This is a genomic window from Pseudomonas sp. NUPR-001 (assembly GCF_052147955.1).
In the GTDB taxonomy this organism is placed as follows: Bacteria; Pseudomonadota; Gammaproteobacteria; order Pseudomonadales; family Pseudomonadaceae; genus Aquipseudomonas.
Window position 1 is genome coordinate 752,276 of the sequence record NZ_CP197353.1, and the last position, 24,199, is coordinate 776,474.

Annotated in this window: 24 protein-coding genes; 11 read left to right on the top strand and 13 right to left on the bottom strand. The window is 61.5% G+C overall.

What is annotated here, in order from left to right:
* Positions 1-37: 37 nt before the first annotated feature.
* The 3 genes from hemL to ACP6KB_RS03545 are packed head-to-tail and all read right to left on the bottom strand — an operon-like array spanning position 38 to position 2,772.
* Positions 38-1,318 (bottom strand): glutamate-1-semialdehyde 2,1-aminomutase, encoded by a 1,281-nt coding sequence (gene hemL / locus ACP6KB_RS03535; protein WP_442112070.1) that lies wholly within the window; start codon positions 1,316-1,318, stop codon positions 38-40.
* 15 nt (positions 1,319-1,333) lie between these two features.
* Positions 1,334-1,960, bottom strand: coding sequence for a thiamine phosphate synthase (gene thiE, locus ACP6KB_RS03540; protein WP_442112071.1), 627 nt, complete (start codon positions 1,958-1,960; stop codon positions 1,334-1,336).
* 14 nt (positions 1,961-1,974) lie between these two features.
* Positions 1,975-2,772 carry a hydroxymethylpyrimidine/phosphomethylpyrimidine kinase gene (locus tag ACP6KB_RS03545; RefSeq protein ID WP_442112072.1) on the bottom strand — a complete coding sequence of 266 codons (798 nt, stop codon included), beginning with the start codon at positions 2,770-2,772 and terminating at the stop codon, positions 1,975-1,977.
* Between the two features lie 264 nt (positions 2,773-3,036).
* On the opposite strand from ACP6KB_RS03545, the gene ACP6KB_RS03550 reads away from it, so the two are divergent.
* The 4 genes from ACP6KB_RS03550 (at position 3,037) to ACP6KB_RS03565 (ending at position 8,930) form a co-directional block, all read left to right on the top strand.
* Entirely contained in the window at positions 3,037-5,019 is a 1,983-nt protein-coding gene (locus ACP6KB_RS03550; RefSeq protein WP_442112073.1) for a sensor histidine kinase, read from the top strand.
* 84 nt (positions 5,020-5,103) lie between these two features.
* Complete coding sequence (locus tag ACP6KB_RS03555) at positions 5,104-6,756, top strand: acyl-CoA dehydrogenase family protein (RefSeq protein ID WP_442112074.1); 1,653 nt, start codon at positions 5,104-5,106, stop codon at positions 6,754-6,756.
* Positions 6,757-6,788: 32 nt separating this feature from the next.
* On the top strand, positions 6,789-8,294 hold the full coding sequence (amn, locus tag ACP6KB_RS03560; protein ID WP_442112075.1) for an AMP nucleosidase: 1,506 nt from the start codon (positions 6,789-6,791) through the stop codon (positions 8,292-8,294).
* A gap of 6 nt (positions 8,295-8,300) precedes the next feature.
* Positions 8,301-8,930 carry a pseudouridine synthase gene (locus ACP6KB_RS03565; protein ID WP_442112076.1) on the top strand — a complete coding sequence of 210 codons (630 nt, stop codon included), beginning with the start codon at positions 8,301-8,303 and terminating at the stop codon, positions 8,928-8,930.
* On the opposite strand, the gene ACP6KB_RS03570 is transcribed toward ACP6KB_RS03565, so the two are convergent.
* A complete protein-coding gene (locus ACP6KB_RS03570) occupies positions 8,927-9,130 on the bottom strand; it encodes a DUF2788 domain-containing protein (RefSeq protein WP_403048742.1) in 204 nt (67 codons plus the stop codon). The genes ACP6KB_RS03565 and ACP6KB_RS03570 overlap by 4 nt on opposite strands.
* Before the next feature lie 55 nt (positions 9,131-9,185).
* Positions 9,186-9,662: an Lrp/AsnC family transcriptional regulator gene (locus tag ACP6KB_RS03575; protein WP_045182667.1), complete on the bottom strand. Its 477-nt coding sequence runs from the start codon at positions 9,660-9,662 to the stop codon at positions 9,186-9,188.
* A 379-nt stretch (positions 9,663-10,041) separates the two neighbouring features.
* Between ACP6KB_RS03575 and ACP6KB_RS03580 the strand changes: the two genes are divergently transcribed.
* Positions 10,042-10,653 (top strand): DUF6515 family protein, encoded by a 612-nt coding sequence (locus tag ACP6KB_RS03580; protein WP_442112077.1) that lies wholly within the window; start codon positions 10,042-10,044, stop codon positions 10,651-10,653.
* Between the two features lie 84 nt (positions 10,654-10,737).
* Here the strand turns inward: ACP6KB_RS03580 and ACP6KB_RS03585 are convergent, their stop codons facing one another.
* The 3 genes from ACP6KB_RS03585 to ACP6KB_RS03595 all read right to left on the bottom strand — a co-directional run bounded on the left by ACP6KB_RS03585 (position 10,738) and on the right by ACP6KB_RS03595 (position 12,764).
* A complete protein-coding gene (locus ACP6KB_RS03585; protein WP_442112078.1) occupies positions 10,738-11,040 on the bottom strand; it encodes a DUF6124 family protein in 303 nt (100 codons plus the stop codon).
* 406 nt (positions 11,041-11,446) lie between these two features.
* On the bottom strand, positions 11,447-12,319 hold the full coding sequence (locus tag ACP6KB_RS03590) for a cation diffusion facilitator family transporter (protein ID WP_442112079.1): 873 nt from the start codon (positions 12,317-12,319) through the stop codon (positions 11,447-11,449).
* A gap of 25 nt (positions 12,320-12,344) precedes the next feature.
* Positions 12,345-12,764, bottom strand: coding sequence for a polyribonucleotide nucleotidyltransferase (locus ACP6KB_RS03595; protein ID WP_442112080.1), 420 nt, complete (start codon positions 12,762-12,764; stop codon positions 12,345-12,347).
* 118 nt (positions 12,765-12,882) lie between these two features.
* Here ACP6KB_RS03595 and hrpB point away from each other — a divergent pair, with 118 nt between their 5' ends.
* The gene (gene hrpB, locus ACP6KB_RS03600) at positions 12,883-15,417 is read left to right on the top strand and encodes an ATP-dependent helicase HrpB (RefSeq protein WP_442112081.1); all 2,535 of its coding nucleotides are present in this window, start codon (positions 12,883-12,885) and stop codon (positions 15,415-15,417) included.
* 67 nt (positions 15,418-15,484) lie between these two features.
* On the opposite strand, the gene ACP6KB_RS03605 is transcribed toward hrpB, so the two are convergent.
* On the bottom strand, positions 15,485-15,988 hold the full coding sequence (locus ACP6KB_RS03605) for a hypothetical protein (RefSeq protein ID WP_442112082.1): 504 nt from the start codon (positions 15,986-15,988) through the stop codon (positions 15,485-15,487).
* Between the two features lie 116 nt (positions 15,989-16,104).
* Complete coding sequence (locus ACP6KB_RS03610; protein WP_442112083.1) at positions 16,105-16,773, bottom strand: hypothetical protein; 669 nt, start codon at positions 16,771-16,773, stop codon at positions 16,105-16,107.
* A 154-nt stretch (positions 16,774-16,927) separates the two neighbouring features.
* On the opposite strand from ACP6KB_RS03610, the gene ACP6KB_RS03615 reads away from it, so the two are divergent.
* The 3 genes from ACP6KB_RS03615 to ACP6KB_RS03625 all read left to right on the top strand — a co-directional run bounded on the left by ACP6KB_RS03615 (position 16,928) and on the right by ACP6KB_RS03625 (position 18,874).
* Entirely contained in the window at positions 16,928-17,671 is a 744-nt protein-coding gene (locus ACP6KB_RS03615) for a DUF2076 domain-containing protein (protein WP_442112084.1), read from the top strand.
* 101 nt (positions 17,672-17,772) lie between these two features.
* Positions 17,773-18,252 carry a LabA-like NYN domain-containing protein gene (locus ACP6KB_RS03620; protein ID WP_442112085.1) on the top strand — a complete coding sequence of 160 codons (480 nt, stop codon included), beginning with the start codon at positions 17,773-17,775 and terminating at the stop codon, positions 18,250-18,252.
* Positions 18,253-18,271: 19 nt separating this feature from the next.
* Positions 18,272-18,874: a 3'-5' exonuclease gene (locus ACP6KB_RS03625; protein ID WP_442112086.1), complete on the top strand. Its 603-nt coding sequence runs from the start codon at positions 18,272-18,274 to the stop codon at positions 18,872-18,874.
* Here ACP6KB_RS03625 and ACP6KB_RS03630 read toward each other — a convergent pair.
* A complete protein-coding gene (locus tag ACP6KB_RS03630) occupies positions 18,871-19,329 on the bottom strand; it encodes an Lrp/AsnC family transcriptional regulator (protein WP_442112087.1) in 459 nt (152 codons plus the stop codon). The two genes, ACP6KB_RS03625 and ACP6KB_RS03630, sit on opposite strands and share 4 nt — an antisense overlap.
* Positions 19,330-19,481: 152 nt before the next feature.
* Between ACP6KB_RS03630 and yedA the strand changes: the two genes are divergently transcribed.
* Complete coding sequence (yedA, locus tag ACP6KB_RS03635) at positions 19,482-20,414, top strand: drug/metabolite exporter YedA (RefSeq protein ID WP_442112088.1); 933 nt, start codon at positions 19,482-19,484, stop codon at positions 20,412-20,414.
* Between the two features lie 75 nt (positions 20,415-20,489).
* Positions 20,490-21,818: a DEAD/DEAH box helicase gene (locus ACP6KB_RS03640; protein WP_442112089.1), complete on the top strand. Its 1,329-nt coding sequence runs from the start codon at positions 20,490-20,492 to the stop codon at positions 21,816-21,818.
* Between the two features lie 74 nt (positions 21,819-21,892).
* Here the strand turns inward: ACP6KB_RS03640 and ACP6KB_RS03645 are convergent, their stop codons facing one another.
* Positions 21,893-23,131 (bottom strand): TIGR03862 family flavoprotein, encoded by a 1,239-nt coding sequence (locus ACP6KB_RS03645; protein ID WP_442112090.1) that lies wholly within the window; start codon positions 23,129-23,131, stop codon positions 21,893-21,895.
* Between the two features lie 148 nt (positions 23,132-23,279).
* A complete protein-coding gene (locus ACP6KB_RS03650) occupies positions 23,280-24,194 on the bottom strand; it encodes a histone deacetylase family protein (RefSeq protein WP_442114251.1) in 915 nt (304 codons plus the stop codon).
* Positions 24,195-24,199 lie beyond the last annotated feature (5 nt).

Here is a 24,199-nt window from a genome sequence, read left to right on the forward strand (position 1 = left end):
TCTGTAGGAGAGGGCTTGCCCCGCGATCAGTCCAGAATCAGAGTTTAGCGAAAGCCCGCTCAGCAGCATCCAAGGTGATCTTCAGCTCGGTTTCGCCGTGGGCGATCGAGGTGAAACCTGCTTCAAATGCGCTTGGCGCCAGGTACACGCCGCCTTCGAGCATCAGGTGGAAGAAGCGCTTGAAGCGCTCGGCATCGCTGGCCATCACATCATCGAAGGTGACGATATCGTCAGCGCCACTGAAGTACAGGCCGAACATGCCGCCGGCCTGCGTGGTGACGAACGGAATGCCTGCGGCATCGGCGCGTTGTTGCAGGCCGTCGAGCAGACGGCTGGTGTAGGCGCTGAGCTCGTCGTGGAAGCCTGGGCGGCTGATCAGTTTCAGCGTGGTCAGGCCAGCGGCCATAGCCAGCGGGTTACCCGACAGGGTGCCGGCCTGGTAGACCGGGCCCAGCGGTGCAATGCATTCCATGATCGAGCGCTTGCCGCCGAAGCAGCCCACTGGCATGCCGCCGCCAACGATTTTGCCGAAGGTCGACAGGTCTGGGGTTACGCCGTAATGCGCTTGAGCACCGCCCAGGGCGACACGGAAACCGGTCATCACTTCGTCGAAGATCAACACCACGCCGTGCTTGTCGCACAGCGAGCGCAGGCCTTCAAGGAAGCCAGGTGCTGGCGGTACGCAGTTCATGTTGCCAGCCACCGGCTCGACGATGATGCACGCAACGTCCTGGCCGACTTCAGCGAGCATTTTCTCGACGGCGGCGATGTCGTTGAAGGGCAGGGTCAGGGTGTGTTTGGCAAACGCGGCGGGCACACCGGCGGAGCTTGGTACGCCCTGGGTCAGCAGGCCGGAGCCGGCTTTTACCAGCAGGCTGTCGGAGTGACCGTGGTAGCAGCCTTCGAATTTGATGATGCTGTCACGGCCGGTGAAACCACGGGCCAGACGAATGGCGCTCATGGTCGCTTCGGTGCCGGAGCTGACCATGCGCACCATTTCCATCGACGGCACGATCGAGCACACCAGGTCAGCCATCTCGGTTTCCATGGCGGTTGGGGCGCCATACGACAGCCCGTGTTCCAGCTGTTTGCGCACCGAGTCGAGCACGTCCGGGTGGCTGTGGCCAAGGATCATCGGGCCCCAGGAGCCCACGTAGTCGACGTAGCGTTTGTCGTCTTCGTCAGTGACGTAGGCGCCTTCGGCATGTTTGAAGAACAGCGGCGTGCCGCCAACGCTCTTGAACGCCCGCACCGGCGAGTTGACGCCCCCGGGGATGTGTTTCTGGGCGTTGGCGAACAGGGTTTCGGAACGAGACATGATGGGCTCTCTCAATCAGGCAGAAGCGAACAGGGCATTGAAGGCGCGGGCACGACGGGTGACGTCCTGCGTGCTGTCGGCGCCGAACAGGCCGTGAATCACCGCCAGCAGGTCGGCGCCATGGGCGACCAGCGGGGCGGCGTTGTCCAGGGTGATGCCGCCGATCGCGCAGATCGGCAATTTGAGCCGGGAACGCGCCTGCGCCAACAAGGCCGTATCGGCTGCTGGCGCGCCCGGTTTGGTCACGGAGTTGAAGAAGCGGCCGAAGGCAACATAGCTGGCGCCTTCACGGGCCGCCTGCTCGGCCAGCTCCAGCTGGGCATGGCAGGTTGAACCGATGATTGCGTCGTGCCCGAGCAGGGTACGCGCTGGTGTCAGTGGGCCGTCGGTCTGGCCCAGGTGCACGCCGACACCCAGGCGCGCGGCCAACTCGGCATCATCGTTGATGATCAACGGCGTTTTGTAGCGCGCACAGAGTTCGGCCAGTGCTTCGGCCTCGCGCAGGCGGCGTGCCTGGTCCTGGCTTTTGTCACGGTATTGCAACAGGCTCAGGCCACCTTCAAGGGCCGCTTCAACATAGGGCAGAAACTTGCCCGCCAACAGTTGGCTATCAGTGATGGCATACAGACCGCGCAGCTTCATCTATGGCCTCGGGCTCAGGAACAGAAATCCAGGGGTAGGCGACGTGGCACATATTGGCCTTTGCCCAGTTGTTCGGCATCGCGCAAGGTGCGCCAGGTGTAGTCCAGGGCTGAGCGCACCGCGCTTTGCAGCTGCTCGCCGAGGGCCAGACGGCCGGCCAGTGCGCTGGCCAGGGTGCAACCCGAACCATGGTAGCTGCCGGGCAGGCGCTGGCAGGTCCAGGTGTGACGCTGGCCGTCGCGGCTGTACAGGCGGTTGTGAATTTCGTGTTCGTCACCGTGACCGCCGGTGATCAACAGGTGTCTGACGAAGGGCAGCAGTTTTTCTGCGCACTCATCGGCGCTGCCGTCCGGCAGTTCGGCCAGAATGCGCGCTTCAGGGAGGTTCGGGGTGGCGATGGTAGCCAGTGGCAATAGTCGTTCGCGCATGGCGTAGCCGACTTCGTCCTTACCCAGACGGCCGCCGCCGCCGGCACGCAGTACCGGGTCGCAGACCAGCGGCAGGTGGGGGTGGGCGCTGAGCAGTTCGACGACGGTGTCGACCATTTCCAGCGAGCCGAGCATGCCCAGCTTGACTGCTGCTACCGTTGAATCGGTAAGCACAGCGTTGGCTTGGGCCAGTACCCACTCGCGGTCGAGGACGCGGAAGTCACTGACATTGACGGTATCCTGAACAGTCAGGGCGGTCACGGTAGGCGCAGCGTGACAGCCTTGGGCGATCAGGGCTTCGATATCTGCCTGCAAGCCGGCGCCGCCACTGGGGTCGTGGCCGGAGAGACAGAGGACAACGGGGCGGGAGCTGTAGGTATTCATGGTGCGCGAGCTTACCACCAATCGCTTTTGCCGGGTCTGCCCCTGCAGCAAGCTTTTTTGATCAAGTGGTCAGAAAATTGCTTTTATTATCGCTGTAAGTGCCGTGCTAGAGCCTTTTCTTCAAAATTTTATGTGGCGCCTGGAAGCGATGAAAAGCTATGCTAGAGTGCTCGAACAATTGATAACGGTTACTGCCGGATCGCGTCGCCTCAAACGGACAGGAGGCCAGCGCGACACGACCGGGACAGACCATGCTGGGGCTGTATGCGCTATTTGCTGATTGTTGTGCTGGGCTGGTTGCCACTACTGGCCACGGCGGTCGATTTCGACGACTCGACCCGCAGCCTGCCCTTGGGGCGGGTGATGCAGGTATTCGAAGACCGCGATGGCAGCGCCAGTATTGCCCAGGTCAGTGCCCCGTCTTTCAGTGAGCACTTCCGCACCCATCAGGCTGATGTGTTGAACGCCGGTTATTCCACCTCGGTGTTCTGGATCAAGCTCGACTTACGTTACACCGCACTGCCTTCGGCCGCGCCGCGCAGTTGGTTGCTGGAGCTGGCCTACCCGCCGCTGGATCACCTTGAACTCTATTTGCCCGACAGCAGTGGCGTGTTCCGATTGGCACAGCGCACCGGTGATGCGCTGCCCTATACCAGCCGCCAGATCGAGCAGAACAACTACCTGTTCGAGTTACCGTTCAGCCCCGGCCAAACCACCACCGCTTACTTGCGCTTGCACAGCCAGGGCTCGGTGCAGGCACCATTGACCTTGTGGTCTACCGAAGCGTTTGTGCAAGCGCAGCCAACCCACTTTTATGTGCTCGGCCTGATTTATGGCGTGCTGCTGGGGATGCTGGTCTACAACCTGTTCATCTACCTCAGTGTGCGTGACACCAGCTACCTCTATTACATCCTCTATATCGCTTCGTTTGGCCTCTATCAGGTATCGGTCAACGGCGCCGGTGTCGCTTACTTCTGGCCCGACAACCCCTGGTGGGCAAATGCTGCCACACCGCTGTTCATTGGCGCGTCGGGATTGTTTGGCTGCCAGTTCGCTCGCAGCTTCCTGCAGATGGCCCAGCACAATCGAACCTTCGATGGTGTGCTCAAGCTATTGATGGCCTGTGGCGGCCTGGTCATGTTGTTGTCGCTGGTCAGCAGCTATGGCATCGCCCTGCGCCTGGCCACGGTGCTGGCCCTGCTGTTCACCGTGTGCATTTTTACCGCTGGCGTGTACGCCTGGTGGCGTGGCCTGCGGGTGGCGCGGTACTTCATCATCGCCTGGTCGGCATTCTTGCTCGGGGGCTTGATCAATACCCTGATGGTATTGGGTTACCTGCCCAATATGTTCCTGACCATGTATGCCAGCCAGATCGGATCGGCGCTGGAAGTCTGCCTGCTGTCGCTGGCGCTGGCGGACCGCATCAACAGCATGCGTGACCAGCAGGCCCAGGCGCTGCGTGACACCGGGCGGGCGCTGGAAGTGCTCAACCAGCAGTTGGCCAACAGCAATCGGCTCAAGGATGAATTCCTGGCAACCGTCACCCACGAACTGCGCACGCCGATGAATGGTGTTATCGGTTCGCTGGAGCTGATGCAGACCGTTCCCATGGACTATGAGCTAGCCCAATACCAGCACACGGCAAGCGCCGCCGCCCAGGACATGATGGGCATGGTCGACAACATCCTGATTCTCACCGAGCTGCAGGCAGGGCGTTTGAGCGCGCATTTTGAGCCGTTTGCCTTGCGTGGCCTGTTGCAGGAACTGCGCGGCAAATACGCCGCTGCGGCGCTGAGCAAGGGGTTGTACCTGAGCCTGGACACGCCCGCCGATTTGCCCGAGATGTTGATTGGCGACCGGCATAAGTTGGCCCTGTGTATCAGCTACCTGCTCGACAACGGCATCAAGTTCACCCACGAGGGTGGCGTTGTACTGGAGGTTCGCGGACGCCTGCAAGGGCCGGACTTACTTGGCTTGGTCATCAGTGTCAGCGACAGCGGTATCGGTTTTGACCGTCTCGCCGAGCCGGGCCTGTACCAGCGCTTCTTCCAGGTGGATGGTTCGATGAGCCGCCAATATGGCGGATTGGGTATTGGCCTTGCGATTTGTCGGCAATTGGCCGACTTAATTGGCGCGCGCCTGCAGCACGAGTCGAACCCGGGGTTGGGCAGCCGCTTCGAACTGGTCCTGAACCTTGCCTTGAGCCAGCCCCGCGCCTTGACCCGGCAGGGGTTAAATCGCGGCTAGTTAGGCGTATTTGTCACTTTGACCGGGGGGTGGGGCGTGATTCACTGAAATATCAGTCACGTCCAGATCCAGGAGGCCCCCCTGATGAACCTGCACCAGTACGCTGAAACCCACGAAGTCACCAATCAACCGCCATCGCTGGACGGGGCCAACCTGTATCGCCTCGACCTGCCGTTGCAGCAATGGTCGCGGCACTTTGGTGCAGGCTGGGCCGAGGCGCGGATCGATGCCTACGGGGCGCTGGCTGGCGGGCCTCTGATGGCGGCAGGGTTTCTGGCCAACCAGAACAAACCGCAGTTCAGCAGCCATGACCGCTATGGCCACCGTATTGATCTGGTGGAGTTTCATCCGGCTTACCATGAGCTGATGCGCACTGCTATCGAGCATGGTCTTCCGTCATTGCCGTGGACTGATCCACGCCCAGGCGCGCATGTCGCCCGTGCTTCGATGACCTATCTGCACAGCCAGGCGGAAGCCGGTAGCGGATGTCCGCTGACCATGACCTTTGCGGCGGTGCCCGCGCTCAAGTTGCAGCCTGAACTGGCTGAGTACTGGCTGCCCAAGGTGCTGGCCACGCAATACGACCCCCGTAACATCGGTGACCGGCACAAGGTCGGGGTCACCCTGGGCATGGCCATGACCGAAAAACAAGGCGGCACCGATGTCCGCGCCAACACCACGCGCGCTTACCCGGTGGCGGCTGCGGGGCCGGGGCAGGCCTATGAACTGGTGGGGCATAAATGGTTCTGTTCGGCGCCGATGTGCGATGCGTTCCTCACCCTGGCGCAAACTGAGAAGGGCCTGAGCTGTTTCCTGCTGCCGCGCCATCGTCCGGATGACAGCCGCAATGAGTTCTATATCCAGCGTCTGAAGAACAAACTCGGCAACTGCTCCAATGCCTCCAGCGAGGTGGAATTTCGTGGGGCTCTGGCATGGATGATTGGCGAGGAAGGGCGCGGTGTGCCAACCATCATCGAAATGGTTGCCATGACCCGCTTCGACTGCATGGTCGGCTCCAGCGCCTTGATGCGCCAGGCCCTGACCCAGGCCGCTCACCATTGCGCTCATCGTCAGGTGGGCGGGCGGCTGTTGGCCGAGCAGCCGTTGATGCAGAACGTCCTGGCGGACCTGGCCCTGGAAAGCGAAGCCGCCCTGGCGCTGAGCCTGCGCATGGGGCATGCCCTCGATCAGCCGGAGGATTCGCAACAAGCGCGGTTTGCGCGGCTGGTCACGGCGGTGGGCAAGTATTGGATCTGCAAGCGCGCGCCAGCCATGATCAACGAAGCCGCCGAGTGCATGGGCGGCGCCGGTTACGTTGAGGACAGCATCTTGCCGCGCTTGTACCGCGAGGCGCCGGTCAACTCGACCTGGGAAGGCTCGGGTAACGTGCAATGCCTGGACGTGCTGCGTGCCTTGTCCAAGGAGCCCGGTGTGCTGGACGTGTTGTTCGATGAGTTGGGCGATGGTCATGGCGATCCGCGTCTGGCGGTGCACATCGGCAACCTCAAGGCGGCCTTTGCCGACACCGGGGATATCCAGTACCGCGCGCGGCAACTGACCGAAGACATTGCGTTGGGCCTGCAGGCCAAGCTGTTGCTTGAGGCCGGCAACAGCACCGTCAGTGATGCGTTCATCGGCAGTCGCCTGGGCGGCAGTGGTCGCGTTTACGGTGTGTTGCCACGGGGGATAAATGTTGGCGAATTAGTGGCACGGTCGACACCAAACTGGCCGCTCTAACATGCGTGCCTTTGCCTGAATAAGTAGGCAAGATGGAGGCATGCATGTCAGACAGGAAGTACATTGTGAGCCGTACTGATGAAGCCTTCGTTGTCGTAGAAACCGCCGAGCAGGCCGTCGAGCGTTTGGCGGCCCTGCACGAGAAAGCCACCGCAGCCCTGAGTCAGGCGCTCAAGCGCTACCTCAAGGACCGCACCGAGCCCGATGCCGATGAGCGGGCACTGTTTCGCTACCCGGAATTACGCCTGACTTACGAGTACCACGGGGAAGTGCCCGCCACCACGCGTGCCTACGCCAAGGTCCAGACACCGGGCACTTACAGTGTCACGGTGACTCAGCCCGCGGCCTTCCGTGGTTATTTGCTGGAGCAACTCAAACCGCTGATGCGTGATTTCACCGTTACCGTTGAGGTCGGCGTCAGTCAGCAGAACATTCCGTACCCTTATGTGGTCGAGCAGGGCGACGAACTGGCGGGCAGCGGTATTACCGCTGCGGCGCTGGCGCGTGTGTTCCCCAGCACCGACCTGTCTGCCGCCACCGATGGCATCGCCGATGGCCTGCATGACTGGGCCAATGCCGATCCGCTGCCGCTGGCGTTGTTCGATGCGGCGCGTGTGGACTTCTCCCTGCGTCGCCTGGTGCATTACACCGGCAGCGACTGGCGCCATGTGCAGCCGTGGATCCTGCTGACCAACTACCATCGCTATGTCGACCAGTTTGTCATGCATGGTCTTGAGCAACTGCGCGAGGACCCGCGCTTTGTGCGCATGGTGCTGCCGGGCAATGTGCTCATCGAAAAAAGCATGGACAACGGTGAGGCCCAGGCGCTGGTGGCGAGTGTGGTGTGGCACCGTTACCAGATGCCGGCCTATCACCTGATTGCCGCCGATGGCGACGGCATTACCCTGGTCAACATTGGTGTTGGCCCGTCCAACGCCAAGAACATCACCGACCACTTGGCGGTGCTGCGTCCGCATTGCTGGCTGATGATCGGTCACTGCGGCGGGCTGCGTCAGTCGCAGACCATTGGCGACTATGTGCTGGCCCACGCTTACATGCGCCGTGACGGCATTCTGGACCGGGTGGTGCCGCCGCATATCCCTATCCCGGCTTTGGCCGAGGTGCAAATGGCCCTGCAGGAAGCGGCGGCGCAAGTCACCGGCGAGCGCGGCGACGAGCTGAAAAAGCGCCTGCGCACCGGTACCGTACTGACTTACGACGATCGCAACTGGGAGCTGCGTTGGGCCCAGGAGCGTCCATTGATCAACCTGTCGCGGGCGGTAGCGGTCGACATGGAAAGCGGCACCATCGCCGCCCAGGGGTATCGTTTGCGTGTACCTTACGGCACCTTGCTGTGCGTTTCCGACAAACCACTGCACAGTGAAATCAAACTGCCCGGCGCGGCCAACGCCTTCTACAACAGGGCGGTCAGCCAGCACCTGAAAATCGGTATCGCCGCACTGGACCTGCTGCGCACCGAGCTGCATTCGCTGCACTCGCGTAAACTGCGCAGTTTTGACGAGCCGCCGTTCCGCTGAGGCCCCATGTCGTTACCCCCTCGCTCCAAGCCGCGCCATGGCGCGGCCAAACCCGCCGGTCCGCGTCGCCAAGCCAAGGCGCCGCCGACCGAGCCGCGGTTGATCCTGTTTAACAAGCCTTTTGATGTACTGACCCAGTTCAGCGACGGAGAAGGGCGCGCGACCCTGAAGGACTTCATCGATGTGCCGGGCGTTTACCCCGCCGGGCGTCTGGACCGTGACAGTGAAGGTTTGCTGTTGCTGACCAACGATGGCCAGTTGCAGGCGCGCATTGCCGACCCGAAGCACAAGCTGGCGAAAACCTATTGGGTTCAGGTGGAAGGTGAGCCGAGCGAAGAACAGCTGCAGCGTTTGCGCGATGGCGTCGAGCTCAATGACGGGCCGACCTTGCCCGCTCAGGCCCGGCAGCTTGAAGAACCGCAGCTATGGCCGCGCAATCCGCCGGTGCGTTTTCGCAAAAGCGTGCCAACCAGCTGGCTGGAACTGGTCATCAAGGAAGGGCGCAACCGTCAGGTGCGGCGCATGACCGCTGCCGTCGGCCTGCCGACCCTGCGCCTGGTACGGGTGCGGATCGGCGACTGGACGCTGGACGGTCTTGATCAGGGGCAGTGGCGGGAAGTACCGGCCAGGCGTTAAACGCCTTCGATATAGCCGATGACCACGCTTTTGATGATGAAGGCGAGGACACCCAGGCCAAGGACGAAGAACAGAATGAATGTGCCGAACTTGCCGGCTTTGGATTTCTTCGCCAGGTCCCAGACAATAAAGCCCATGAAACCAATCAGGATGGTGACCAGGATGGTCATCATCCACTCTTCGAACAACGCAGGATCCATCGATTCTCTCCGGCAGGTTGAGGCGCGCGATTATACGCCCCACTTTCCGGTCTGACTAACGCAGGTGCGTCAACGGTAGTTCGGTGCTGGCCAGTACCTGGTTGAGGACAAAGCTGGATCGCACGCTGGTGACCCCTTCGATGCGGGTCAGATGCCCTAGCAACAGCTTCTGGTAGTGGTCCATGTCGGGGACCACCACCTTGAGCTGATAGTCGGCATCCATCCCGGTCACCAGGCTGCACTCCAGCACTTGCGGCAAATTGCGGATCGCCGTTTCGAACGCCTCGAAACGCTCAGGGGTGTGGCGGTCCATACCGATCAGCACGTAAGCGGTGAGGCTCAAACCGAGCTTTTTGCGGTCGAGCAGGGCGACCTGACGCGCAATATAGCCGTCGTCTTCCAACTGCTTGACCCGTCGCGAGCAGGGCGACGGTGACAGGCCGATGCGTTCGGCCAGTTCCTGGTTGGAGATACGCGCATCGCGCTGCAATTCAGCAAGAATGCTCAGGTCGTAGCGGTCCAGTTTGCTCATGGAACATGCCTTTTCTATTTCGATTGCGTTGAATTATCAATCCGTGGGTAAAAATTGCGCAAGTGATATTTGATTGAGCAATCTTCGCAATCCTCTGCTGCCGCTCTAGCCCTATGCTTACACACAGAATCACTGCCCGGACATCAGTCCACTGCAGCAGGCCATATCTGGGCTGTTGCGGCCAGCAACCCAACAGGGTTGTGCTCGGCCCCCGGGCTACACACTGTCCACAAGACAGCGTGAGGTGAGCCGACGTCACAAGCGTCGAGCACGGACAAAATTCTCGAAGGGAGACCCCAGGGTCTCCCTTTTTTATTGCCTGCGATTTTTTCGGGCGCGGCCGATAAGCTGGTGTCGATCATGGCCCAAGAGAACCGCTATGAAGTTGCGAGTGAGATGTTTGGCAGTGCTGTGTGCGAGCCTGGCGCTGCCTGTAGTGGCCCAGGAGCAGGGCGGTTCGCCTTTGCAGTCGCGCCCGGACGAAGTGCGCCAGACCCAAACGCCACGCCCCGGCTATTACCAGGACATCCCGCGGCGTAATGAAGGGCACCACCACTATCGGCCAGGGCAGGTTGTTGATCGATTTCCCGATCAGTACTGGCGTGTGCCTTATCGGGGCAAGGACTACTTCTACTCCGGGGGGTATTGGTACCGTCCACAGGGGCCGCAGTTTGTTGTGGTAACGCCGCCTTATGGCGTTCGGATCAACCAGCTGCCGGGCTATGCGCGACAAGTGAGGATTAATGGCGTGCTGTACTTCGTTGCGGCAGACACCTATTACCAGTACCTGGAAGACAGCCGCGAATACAGCGTGGTGAGCCCGCCGGGTAGCGCCGCCGACGCCATAGCCTATCCTGCTGCAGGGCAGAGCCCTGAACAACAGGATCGGGACCGTTATGAATGTGATCGCTGGGCGCAGCAGCAAGGATCGGGCAACTATCCGCGGGCGCTGGGGGCTTGCCTGAAAGGCCGCGGCTACAGCATCAACTGACAACCCGGTAGGAGCGGGCTTGCCCCGCGATGCGATTCAACTGACAGACCGCTATCGCGGGGCAAGCCCGCTCCTACTGTGCCCCTAATCGGGAACAAAGATCCGTTGCACACCGACGCCATCAAGCACTGCATCAATCAGCGCACGCGCTGTCTCGATATGTTGGCCGGCGCCAGAGACAATCGAGCGGTCGTTGAGCGTGAGGTGATCAACTGCATCGCTGACCGTGGCTTCGGCAAATCGCAGTAGCTGGCAGGCGTGAAGCAGCGCCTCTTCGGCGGGAATGCCAGCGCGTATGTTGAACATGTGATTGGTGCCGAAAGGAGTGTTGGCTGTGGAGGCGTTGGCAAGGTTGAGAGTGGGGGGATCGGGGACGATTTTTTTCATAAATAACCTCTGTCAGTGGCGCTGCCAACATTCGCTGCTAAACGAATAAGGTGGCAGCTGTACGCGGGTTAGCAGACCGGGACAGAGAAACCGGCGCACTCGAAAGTGCCCCACGCACAGCCGCCATAACAGTGGTGTCCGTAGTTCTTTGTCAAATTCGGACTGCTAAATCCGATCGCTGGATTTTCCAGTGACGGCAGCAGCCTAGGCCCCAGCAGGGCCGGGCACAACAGAGCAACGGCGTCGGAAGTATGATTCAGATCGGTCTGACAGAAAACGCCTACGGTGTCGCGAATTGTCGCTGCTGCATGTATGAACGCCTTCGGTAGGAGCGGGCTTGCCCCGCGATGCGATTCAACTGACAGACCGCTATCGCGGGGCAAGCCCGCTCCTACCGAAGAGGTATTCAGGGCACGGGATCGGCGTGTACCAGCACTTCGGCCTTGGGGTATTTGCCATGTATCGCCGCCGCCGCCCGGTCGCACAGCTCATGGGCCTGGGTCAGCGGCAGGTCGCCGGGTAGCTCCAGGTGTAGTTGCACGAACCAATGACTTCCAGAAACCCGTGTACGCAGGTCATGTGCGCCGCGCACGCCAGGCACAGCGCAGGCCAGCGTCAGCATCTGTTCGCTGATGTCGCCCGGCAGTTCCTGGTCCATCAGGATCGAGGTACTTTCCCGGGCAATCTGCAGCGCGCTCCAGAGGATGTACAGGGCAATGCCCAGACCAAAGAAAGCGTCCAGTTGTGGCCAGCCGAGGCGGGCCAGTACCAGGGCGAGCAGGATGCTGCCGTTGAGCAACAGATCGGAGCGGTAGTGCAGCGAGTCGGCACGCACCGCTGTGGAGCCAGTAATGCGGATGACCCGCGCCTGCAGCATCAACAAGGCGATTGTCAGTGCCAGCGACAGCAGCATCACCGCGATACCGATGGCGGTGTCGCCCAGTGGCTGGGGATTCTGTAACCGTTCAACCGCTTGCACGCCGATCAACACCGCGCTCACCGCAATGAACAGCGCCTGTGCCATGCCCGCCATGGCTTCGGCCTTGCCATGGCCATAACGATGATCGTCGTCGGCCGGGCGCAGGGCGTAGTGCACGGCGAGCAAATTGAGGAACGAGGCGACACCATCGAGTGCCGAATCGGTCAGGCCCGCCAGCAGACTCACCGAGCCGCTGAGCCACCAGGCCACCGCCTTGGTCAGAATCAGAATACTGGCCACGGCCAGTGAGGCACGGGTGGCCAGGCGCAGCAGGCGTTGGTGTTCAGCCGAAGAATTCATGCTGCCAGCGACATCCTGTGGCTACTCATGCGGCGGGCTTCAGACCATACATCGCCAGTTGCTCGACACTGCCTTTGTGCTGGATCAGGCGCGGGTCGTTCAACGGCAGGCTCTGGCCCAGTTCGCTTTCGAGGATAGCCTGCAGTTTACTGTTGTCGACCTTGCCGTCTGCGGTAATGGCTTGGTTGAGCTTTTCCGGGGCGACCTGGGCCGAGCGGCCACCGGGCAGGTAAATAGCACCGGTGGCGAAGTCGACACCGAAGGCGATCAGGCCGGGAAGTACGTAGAACAGGATGCCGATGGCGTCCATCGCGGCAACCACAGGGTCGATCTTGCCTTCGATCTGACCGCGTCGGTCAGGGTAGAAAATCGTGCCGCAGGCCGATAGCTGGGTCAGCAGAGTGGTGATCAGAACGCCGCCAATGACGCGAGAAGGAATACGCATGGATATCTCCGGAATGAAGGCCACAACGATACAGGCAAAGAGCCGGTAGCTACAGCTAAGACCATGATAGGGCAGGCTCGGTTCGCCGTTATACTCGGCGCATTGTTTGAGGGCCACCATGATTTCGTTACCGATCGATGCCGTACTGCCAGCCTTGCGTGAAGCGCTGAACCAGCGCCATGAGGCGGTGCTGGAAGCGCCACCCGGCGCCGGCAAAACAACCCGCGTCCCCCTGGCCTTGCTCGATGAGCCGTGGCTGCAGGGGCAGAGCATTCTTATGCTGGAACCACGCCGCCTGGCCGCGCGTGCAGCAGCCGAGCGGCTGGCCAGTGAGTTGGGCGAGGCGGTCGGGCAAACGGTCGGTTACCGGATACGTCTGGACAGCAAAGTTGGTCCCAATACCCGGATCGAAGTGGTCACCGAAGGCATCCTCACCCGCCGTCTGCAGGCCGATCCGGCGCTGGAGGGCGTTGGCCTGCTGATTTTCGACGAGTTCCACGAGCGCAGCCTCGATGCCGACCTTGCCCTTGCCCTGAGTCTCAATGGCCGCGAACTGCTGCGTGATGAGCCGCCGCTCAAAATCCTGTTGATGTCGGCAACGCTTGAGGGTGAACGCCTGTCGAGTTTGCTCGGTGAGGCGCCGGTGATCAGCAGTGAAGGGCGCATGTACCCGGTCGATGTGCGCTGGGGGCGGCCGTTTCAACCGGGCGAATTCATCGAGCCGCGGGTGGTCGACACGGTCTTGCAGGCGATTGCCGATGAGTCGGGTAGTGTGCTGGTGTTTCTCCCAGGCCAAGCCGAAATTCGTCGGGTGCATCAGTCACTGCAAGACGCGCTGGGCGAGCGTCAGGACTTTCTGCTGTGCCCGTTGCACGGTGTGCTTGAGCTCAACGCCCAGCGCGCCGCTATCGATGCCGCGCCACCGGGCAAGCGCAAGGTGGTGCTGGCAACCAACATTGCCGAGACCAGCCTGACCATTGATGGCGTGCGGGTGGTGATTGATGCCGGGCTGGCGCGTGTACCGCGTTTCGATCCAGGCAGCGGCATGACCCGCCTCGATACCCAACGCATTTCGCGCGCCAGTGCCACTCAGCGTGCCGGTCGCGCCGGGCGGCTTGAACCGGGGGTGTGTTACCGACTGTGGTCCGAGACCCAGCACGAACAGATGGCCGCCTACGGCAGTGCCGAAATTCTTCAGGCCGACCTCGCCGGCCTGGCCTTGCAACTGGCGCGCTGGGGCGTTACCCCGGAGCAGTTGTGTTGGCTGGATCAACCGCCCGCCGCCGCGTATGCACAGGCGCTGGATCTGTTGCGCCGTTTGGGCGCATTCAAGGCTGGCGCTCAGGACGCGCTGACCGAGCACGGTCAGGCCATGGCCGAGCTGCCGGCGCATCCGCGTATCGCCCATCTGTTGTTGCGCGGGCAGGATCTGGGCCTGGCGGAGATGGCCTGCGATGTGGCTGCGCTGTTGGGTGAACGCGACATTCTGCGTGGCGGCGGTGCTGATCTGCACAGCCGCCTTGCCTTGCTCAGCGGTGAAACCCGCGCGAGCAAAGGCGGACAGGGTGGGGTGCAACGCGCCCGGCAACTGGCCCGACAGTACCGAGGTTACTTGCGGGGCAAAGCGCGTTCAGCCGTTGCCGACCCGCAGCACGCCCGCTGGTTGGGCGCGTTGTTGGCGCTGGCCTATCCCGACCGGGTGGCCCAGCAACGCCGTGCCGGGGGCGCCGAATACCGTCTGGCCAATGGCCGGGCGGCAATGTTTGCTGAGGCGGATGCGCTGATGAAGTGCCCGTGGCTGGTGGTTGCTGACCTGGGCAGCCGTCAGGGACAGCGCGAGGAGCGTATCTACCTGGCCGCCGAATTCGACCCTGTTTTGTTCGACGGTGTATTGGCCGAACAGGTCAATGATGTCGATCTCCTCGACTGGGATGAACGCGAAAACGTCCTGCGCGCCGAACGTCAACGCAAGGTTGGCGAGCTGGTGCTCAGCCGTGAACCCTTGACCGGGCTGGATGAGGATGCGCGCGCCAAGGCGCTGCTGGAACTGGTCAGACGCAAGGGCCTGGAGCTGTTGTCCTGGACGCCTGAGCTACGCCAATGGCAGGCACGGGTGGCGCTGTTGCGCCAATTGGACCTTCAGTCCGGTACGAGCAGCGAATGGCCGGACCTGAGTGACACGGCACTGCTGGCAAGCTTGCCAGACTGGCTTCAGTCTTACCTGGGCAAGGTCACCCGCCTGAGTCATTTCGCTCAGCTCGACTTGTCGTCGATCTTGCGCAATCTGTTGCCCTGGCCGTTGCCGCAACGCCTGGACGAATGGGCACCGGTGCACTTGAGCGTACCTTCGGGATCGAACATCCGCCTGGACTACAGTGAGCAGCCACCGGTGCTGGCAGTGCGCCTGCAGGAACTGTTCGGCCTGGCCGACACGCCACGCATCGCCCAGGGCCGTCAGGTGGTGTTACTGCACCTGTTGTCCCCGGCGCGCCGTCCGGTGCAGGTGACGCAGGACTTGGCCAACTTCTGGCGCACCACCTACGCCGAAGTGAAGAAGGATTTGAAGGGGCGTTATCCAAAGCACTATTGGCCGGACGATCCGTTGGTGGCAGAAGCGACGGCGCGGGCTAAACCGCGTGGTGCGGGTCGCTAGTGAGCGTTGCTGAGTGCTAGTGCGCTGACGTTAACCTCAGCCAACGTCAGCGCCTTTAACGGTTTTATCAGTCGACACGCTTGACCAGAAACTCATGAACGTCACCCTCGGTGACGTTCAATAGGTAGAAGGTGCCCTGATCGAAATGAGGGGTGTCTGGGATCGCCCTGACAAGATTGCCCAGGTGATCGCGCCAACGGCAAACCAGACCTTTTTCAGTCCAGTTCAGTGGCTCAAGCTTCCAGTAGTCTGTGACCTCTGACACTTCATATAGCCCCAGATAGCCGTTGCGGCTGGCCCCGAGTTTCTTCGTGGCTTTACGACCCGTGCCGGAAATATTGAAGTGCAGGCGGTTTTCAGTTTGTGAATGGAAGACGAACTCGAACAGGGGCGGTTTTTGCGTTCCGCCTGCCTGCAGCCAGTCATCTTCAGGCGTAAAGCCCCAATTGAATTTGTCACTGGATTGGCTGAGCCGCAGCGGGATTTCACGGCCCGCTTTCAGCATGTAGATTCTGCCCAGAAACGTCGAGAGTTCTTCGGCGTGCAGGGGGGCGTCCTGAGTGTCGGTCATGTGATGTCCTTCTCTGTGTATTTTCCGGATGTGCGCACAGCAGCAGTCAGCTGCAGTGCGCGCATTGTGTGTCCGGTAAATGCGCAGATGGGAGACCGAAAGGTTTCCGGATCAGCTCAGGCTTCAGGCCGCTTTTCAGCCGTCTCGCTGATCAGCATGAACAGCCGGAACATCACCACGGTGCTGAACAACTGCAGGAAGCCATTGCCACTGTCGAGGGCCAGTTCCATCAGCGGTGTTGGCTCCGGTACCAGCATCTGGCTCAAGCCGTCGATCAGCCACAGCGGGGCGAGGACGCCAAGTACGCAGGTCAGGATTCGCCAGAAATTGCCGGTGGTCATCTGGAAGCTTGCCTGCATGGCCGCCAGTGGCTTCAGGCCGCGTAGCACCAGCAGGTACTCGGCAAATGTCAGGTTGATCATTACCCAGATCCCCGGGAGGATGAACAGCGCGGCGCCAGCAATGATCAACAGCGAACTGAGCATGATCATCAGGGCGAACGATGGCCACAGACGCAGGGCCATGGCCAGCAGGTTGCGCTTGAGCGGTGTATAGCCGTTGCTGCGGGTGTCGAGATAGAGAATCAGGGCCGCGCTGTAGAGTGGGTAGAACACCAGGCTGGCCAACATGCCATAGGCCTGTGAGGCCTCTTTACCCACTTGCTGATACAGCCATTGGTTGCAGAGTGCTTCGAGCACCACCAGTGGCAAGCACAGCTGGATAATGCTCAGCAGGTGGCGGCGGAAAAAATACAGGGAGTCACGCAGAATACTGAGCGGATTCATCGGTCGATATCATTTTGAAAAAAAGCAGGGCGTAACTTTAGCCCAGCCAGCCCTTAATCTGAAGAAAGTTTCATTGCGCCTTGTGTTGAATCTGCGCCGCTGAAACCCCATTTTCGGTAGGCCTGAATTCCCCGGCTCTAGTGTGAGGTTGCCCATGAACAGTGAAGAACAAACCCTGATCGATGGCCTGTTTGGCCGGCTCAGGCAAGCCGAGGATCCGGCTGCTCCGCGTGATGCACAGGCCCAGGCACGGATTACCGAGCACCTGCAGCAACAACCGGCGGCGCCTTACTACATGGCGCAGGCGATTCTGGTTCAGGAGGCTGCGCTCAAGCGGCTGGATGAGCAGAACAAGCAACTGCAGGCCGAACTCAAACAGGCCAAGGCGCAGGTGGCAGCTACCACCTCGAATAGCAGCGGGGGGTTTCTTTCCAATATCTTCGGCAGTGGTACCCGTGACCCTCAACCGGCTCAGGCGCAAGCACCGGCCAGTACACCTGGCGCTGGCGGCTGGCGTGAGCCGGCACGCGGCTTCAACCCGAGCGCGGCCGCCGCGCAGCAAGGTTTCAATGCCGCACCTGCGCAGGCCCCGGCGCGCAGTGGTGCCAGCAGCTTCCTTGGCGGCGCCTTGCAAACGGCAGCTGGCGTCGCGGGCGGGGTGATGCTGGCGCAGGGCATCAGCAGCCTGTTCAACCATCACTCACAACCTGAAGAAGTGGTCGAGGTGATCAAGGAAGAGCCCGCACCTGCCAGCGACAGCGGCGGCTGGGGCAGCAATGATGAGCAACGCCTGACTGCCGACAACAGCGACTACGGCAACGATCAGGGCGGTTTTATGGACACTGACTACGGCAGCGACGGCGGCGGATTCTTCGACGGCGACGACAGCTTCGTCTGAGTACGCATACCCGCACCGCCTCCAGGCTGGCATACTGGGCGCCAAAATGGCCCCGGTGTGCGGTGGCCGGCAACCGCGCCACGGCGCCATGAGGAAGAACGGTGAAGAAGATCGCGGTGTTCGCCGATGTGCAGAACCTCTACTACACCGTGCGCCAGGCCTATGGTTGTCATTTCAACTATGCCGCGTTGTGGGCCGAGATCAGCCAGCGTGGGCAGATTGTCGAAGCGGTCGCCTACGCCATCGATCGCGGCGACAGCAAACAGCAGCAGTTTCAGCAGATCCTGCGTAACCTCGGATTTACCGTCAAACTCAAGCCTTACATCCAGCGCAGCGATGGCTCGGCCAAAGGTGACTGGGATGTCGGCATCACCCTGGATGTAATCGATGCAGCGGCCAGGGTCGATGAGGTGGTACTGGCTTCTGGCGACGGCGATTTCGATCTGTTGCTGGAGCGGGTCATCAGCCGTCACGGCATCGAAGCGGTGGCCTACGGTGTACCGGGCTTGACCGCCAACTCGCTGATTCGCGCCGCCAGTCGTTATGTGCCCATTGAGGGCGCGTTGTTGCTGCGCCACTAAGTTTTTCTGAGGTTCAGGTTTGGAACGTATTGCTGTTATCGACTTTGAAACCACCGGTATCTCGCCGGGTGCCAACTGCCGTGCCACCGAAGTGGCGGTGGTGATGCTTGAGCGGGGGCGTATTGTCGAGCGCTACCAGAGTTTGATGAATGCCGGTTTGCCCGTACCTTCTTTCGTGGCCAGCTTGACCGGTATCACCACCGCCATGCTGCGCAGTGCACCACCCGTTGAGCAGGTAATGAATGAAGTCGCCGAGTTCGTTGGCGATACCCCGATGCTGGCGCACAACGCCTCGTTCGACCAGAAGTTCTGGGACTACGAACTGGCGCAGATCGGCCGCAGCCGCAGCCAGCGCTTTGCCTGTTCGATGCTGTTGGCCCGGCGCCTGATGCCGGCGGCGCCCAATCACAAACTCGGCACCTTGACGCGCTGGGCTGGCCTGCCTGATACCGGTACCGCTCACCGGGCGATGGCCGATGCCGAAATGGCTGCCAACCTGGCCCAGCACCTGGCCGGGCAGTTGCGTGAACAGGGCGTCAGTGCCGTGTCTCACAACGTGTTCTGCAGCCTGCAAAAGGTGCCTGCAGCGAAGATTGCCGAGGCGCTGAAGAGCTACCGCTAGGCCTTCTTGCCGTTGTGCTCCAGGTGGCTCAACGGCACGCGGCGCTCCACCGCGCTGGAGAGAATGATCGAGGTTTTACTGAAGCCGAACTGCGCAACGCGGTTGATCAGCGCCTCCAGTTCCGGCATCGAGCCCACCGCCGCTTGCATGATCACGCAGGGATCACCGGTCACCCGATGGCACTCGGTCAGTTGTGGGATTTGCGTAAGGGCTTCGTATGCCTGCTGATTACCATGGCTAGCCAGACGCAGTTCAATCACACACCGGATGGGCAGGCCGATCTTTTCCAGGTCAACGTTGGCCTTGTAGCCGGTAATGACACCGCTGGCCTCAAGTTTGGCAACCCGCTCAGCAACGGCCGGAGCCGACAGATTGACCTTGCGCGCGAGCTCTGCAAAGGAGGCGCGGCCGTTTTCCAGCAAGGCGCTGAGGAGCATTCGATCGTACTTGTCCATGGGTTTCCTGAGGCGACTTGTTATTCGAAGGTGTATAGCCTTAAGAACCGTTCTTTCAAAAGTGTACGGCTCTTTTAAACAGGTTTTGTAACTTATGTTTGCGCGTATGGCTTTCTAAACTAACCCCCCGACCAACAAAATTCGAGCCCCCCATGCCTGCCCCTCGTCGTTTCCCCTTGGTTTTGATCGGCGCCTTCCTTGCGTTGTATTTGGTGTGGGGCTCGACTTACCTGGTCATTCGTATTGGTGTCGAGTCCTGGCCGCCGCTGCTGATGGCGGGTGTGCGCTTTGTGATTGCCGGTACGCTGCTGTATGGCTTTCTGCGCTGGCGCGGCGTGCCCGCACCGACCTGGCCGCAGTGGCGTGCCGCTGGCATTATCGGTGTGCTGTTGCTCAGCTGTGGCAATGGTGGCGTGACGCTTGCCGAGCATGCTGGCGTGGCCTCCGGAGTGGCTGCGTTGGCCGTCGCGACCGTGCCCTTGTTCACCCTGTTGTTCGGCCTGTTCTGGGGGCATCGCAACACCCGCCTGGAGTGGGCTGGGATCCTCCTTGGGCTGATCGGTATTGCCATGCTTAACCTGGGCTCGAACCTGCAGGCCAGCCCTATGGGCGCGGCACTCATCCTGTTTGCGGCAGCGTCCTGGGCGTTCGGCTCGGTGTGGAGCAAAAGCCTGCCGCTGCCTCAGGGCCCGATGGCCAGTGCCGCCGAGATGCTGGTCGGTGGCGCTGCCTTGTTGATAGGCAGCGCACTCAGCGGTGAACGCATGACCCAAATGCCCACGGCGGCGGGCTGGGGCGCGTTGGCCTACCTGGTGTTCTTTGGCTCGATCCTGGCGTTCAGCGCCTACATGTACCTGCTCAAGCATGTGCGCCCGGCGGCGGCTACCAGCTACGCCTACGTCAACCCGGCCGTGGCGGTGTTGCTGGGCATTCTGTTTGCCGGCGAGCAGATTGGCTTTGAGGAATGCGTGGCGATGGCGGTGATCATCGGTGCGGTGGTGTTGATCGGTTTGCCGCAGTGGCGCAAGCCAGCCACTGTCGCCAGCAAGCCGCAAGCGCCAGTAGAGGGCGAGCTGTGCAAGTAGCAGCGGTTTGTCAGGAAGCAGCAGGCTGAACAAGGTAAACTGCCGGCATTGCTGAACTCCCCTGACGGTACTGCTATGACATTCGCCAAACTCGGCCTGATTGAACCCTTGCTGCGCGCGCTTGAGCGCCTGGACTACAACACCCCGACGCCGGTCCAGGCCCAGGCCATTCCTGCCGTGCTGGCAGGGCGTGACCTGATGGCCGCAGCCCAGACCGGTACCGGCAAAACCGCAGGCTTCGCCCTGCCACTGTTGCAACGCCTGACCCTGGAAGGCGCCAAGGTTGCCAGCAACTCGGTGCGTGCCCTGGTGCTGGTACCGACCCGCGAACTGGCGGAACAAGTACACAGCAACATCCGCGAGTACGCCGAACACCTGCCGTTGAGCACCTATGCGGTGTACGGCGGCGTCAGCATCAACCCGCAGATGATGAAACTGCGTAAAGGCATCGACCTGCTGGTGGCCACGCCGGGGCGTCTGCTGGACCTGTTCCGCCAGAACGCGGTGAAGTTCAATCAGTTGCAGGCCTTGGTACTCGATGAAGCTGACCGCATGCTCGACCTGGGCTTTGCCGAAGAGCTGCGCGCGGTGTATGCCGCGTTGCCAGCGCGACGCCAGACCTTACTGTTCTCGGCAACCTTTTCCGACGAGATTCGCCTGCTGGCCGGGCAAACCCTGAACGATCCGCTGAGCATCGAAGTCAGCCCGCGCAACGTGACTGCCAGCACGGTCAAACAGTGGATTGTGCCGGTGGACAAGAAGCGCAAGCCGGAGTTGTTCAGCCACCTGCTGCGCAAACAACGCTGGAAGCAGGTGCTGGTGTTTGCCAAGACGCGTAACGGTGTTGATCAACTGGTCGAGCGCCTGCGTGGCCAGGGCGTGAACGCCGACGGCATTCATGGTGACAAGCCCCAGGCAACCCGCCAGCGTGCGCTGGACAGTTTCAAAGCGCGTGAGATCCAGATCCTGGTCGCCACCGACGTTGCTGCGCGGGGGTTGGATATCGACGACCTGCCATTGGTGGTCAACTTCGATTTGCCGATTGTGGCTGAAGATTACATCCACCGTATCGGCCGTACTGGGCGTGCGGGGAATACCGGTGAGGCGATCTCGCTGGTGTGCGCTGATGAAGTGCAGCTGCTTTCAGCCATTGAGATGCTGACGCGCAAAACCTTGCCGCGCCATGAAGAGCCGGACTTTATTCCGGATCACAAAGTGCCGATGACTGATGCCAGTGGGCAGGTGCTGAAGAAGCCGAAGAAACCGAAGAAGCCCAAGGAAAGCAGCAGCAAGCGCAGCCTGGGGCGCTGGATGGACAGCGCAGAGACGGCGACGGCGCCAGTGGCCAAGCCGGTGCGCAAAGTGCCGACCTTCAATACCGGGCCGCGCAAGCGTAAGCCTTGAAGTAGCTGTAGGAGCGGGCTTGCCCCGCGATCGCGGTTTGCCTGACACACCGCGATCGCGGGGCAAGCCCGCTCCTACAGGCCCGCAATCCAGTTCAGCACACCAAACCCCGCCTGGCGCCCACTGGCAAAACACGCTGTGAGCAGGTAGCCACCGGTAGGCGCTTCCCAGTCCAGCATCTCCCCGGCGCAGAACACTCCCGGCAGCGCCTTGAGCATCAAGTGTTCATCCATCGCTTCAAACGTAACGCCACCTGCGCTGCTGATCGCTTCATCCAGCGGGCGCGGGCGCACCAGCACAATCGGCAGGGCCTTGATCGCCTGGGCCAGCAAGGCCGGGTCGGCGAAGGTCTGGGCATCGGTTTGTTCGCGCAGTAACGCAGCTTTGACCCCATCCAGGCCCAGCTGGCTGTGCAGGTGTTTGGCCATCGAGCGTGAGCCGCGAGGCTTGCTCAGGGCCTTGTGAATGTTATCCACAGAACGGTTAGGCAGCAGATCGAGCAGCACCGTGGCGCTGCCCGCGCGGTTGATCGCTTCGCGGATCTGCGCCGACCAGGCATACACCAGGCTGCCTTCAAGCCCCTGTGCGGTGACGATGCATTCACCCAGGCGCGGGGTTTGCCCAGCAAGGCTCAGGGCGATGTTTTTCAGTGGGGCACCGGCGAATTTGCTCTTGAGCAGGTCACTCCAGGCGTGAACTTCGAAGCCGCTGTTGGCCGCTTGCAAGGGCGCGACCTGTACGCCTTTATCCACAAGCCAGGGCAACCACGCCGCATCAGAGCCCAGTCGTGCCCAACTGCCGCCACCCAGGGCCAACAGCGTGGCGTCAGGCGTGAGGGTCAGTTCACCCTGTGGATAAGCCAGCCGCAAGCTGCCGTCATTGTTCCAGCCAAGCCAACGGTGCCGGGTGTGGATAACTACGCCGATTTCGCGCAGGCGCTTGAGCCAGGCGCGCAGCAGCGGGGCGGCTTTCATGTCGCGGGGAAACACGCGGCCAGAGCTGCCGACAAAGGTTTCAATGCCCAGCCCGTGAATCCACTGCCGCAAGGCATCGGCGTCGAAGTGTTCCAGCAACCTGGCGATTTCACCGCTGCGCTCGGCATACCGCGAGATGAACGCAGGGTAGGCTTCGGAGTGGGTGATGTTCATGCCGCCGACCCCGGCCAGGAGGAACTTGCGTCCCACCGAAGGCATGGCGTCATACAGGTCTACCGCAACCCCGGCCTGGCCGAGCACTTCGGCGGCCATCAGCCCGGCCGGGCCGCCTCCGATAATTGCAACGTGTGGGCGGCGGGTGGAGCGGGTGTCGGTCATGGTCGGCTGCAGGCTGGAAAAAGAGCCGGCATTCTACCTCAGCAAGGCCAGCGGAAACACTGAACAAAAAATGAGCAGTTGCTTCAAGCCCAGGCCAATAAAGGGCTGCAGTGGCTTTCACGCAGGTTATCCACAGGCGGCTCCACAGTCATTGTGAGTAACCCAGTACCCGGCTGGCGCTGTGATGAAGAATACCGTGGCGGCGTGCCAGGGCCTGGCGGTCTTTGCTGTAACCACCGCCGATGACGCCAACCACCGGAATATCCCTGCCCAGGCACTGACGCAGTACCAATTCATCACGTGCCGCGACGCCCTCGTCAGTCAATTGCAGGTAGCCGAGGGCGTCGTCTTTGTGCACATCCACGCCGGCGTCGTACAGCACCAGATCCGGGCGGTACAGCGGTAACAGGTAGTTGAGGGCGTCTTCCACCACCTTCAGGTAGGCCTGATCGCCCATGCCCCGGGGCAAGGGAATGTCCCAGTCGCTGTGGGCCTTGCGCGCCGGGAAATTCTGCTCGCAATGCAACGACACGGTAATCGCATCCGGGGTGTTCTGGAGAATCCGCGCGGTACCATCGCCCTGGTGCACGTCGCAGTCGAAGATCAATACCTTGTGAACCCGCCCGGCTTCGAGCAGGTAGTGGCTGATGATTGCCAGGTCATTGAAGATGCAGAAACCGGCCGGGTGGTCGTAGTGGGCGTGGTGGGTGCCGCCCGCCAGGTGACAGGCGATGCCGTGCTGCAAGGCTTGCTCGGCCGCTAGCAAGGAGCCGCCCACCGCCCTGACGGTGCGCCGCGCCAATGCTTCGCTCCAGGGCAGACCGAGGCGGCGCTGGTCTTCGCGGGACAACTCGCCATTCATGTAGCGTTCGATGTACCCGCGATCATGCGCCAGGGCGAGAATATCGTTCGGGCAGATCTGTGGGCGCAGCAGCGCCTGGTCGGTGGTCAGGCCGCTGTCGACCAGGTGGTCGCGCAACAGGCGGAACTTGTCCATCGGAAAGCGGTGCTCGGCAGGAAATTCCGGGCTGTAGTCGTCGTGGTAAATCAGCGGCAGCGGCATGGCAG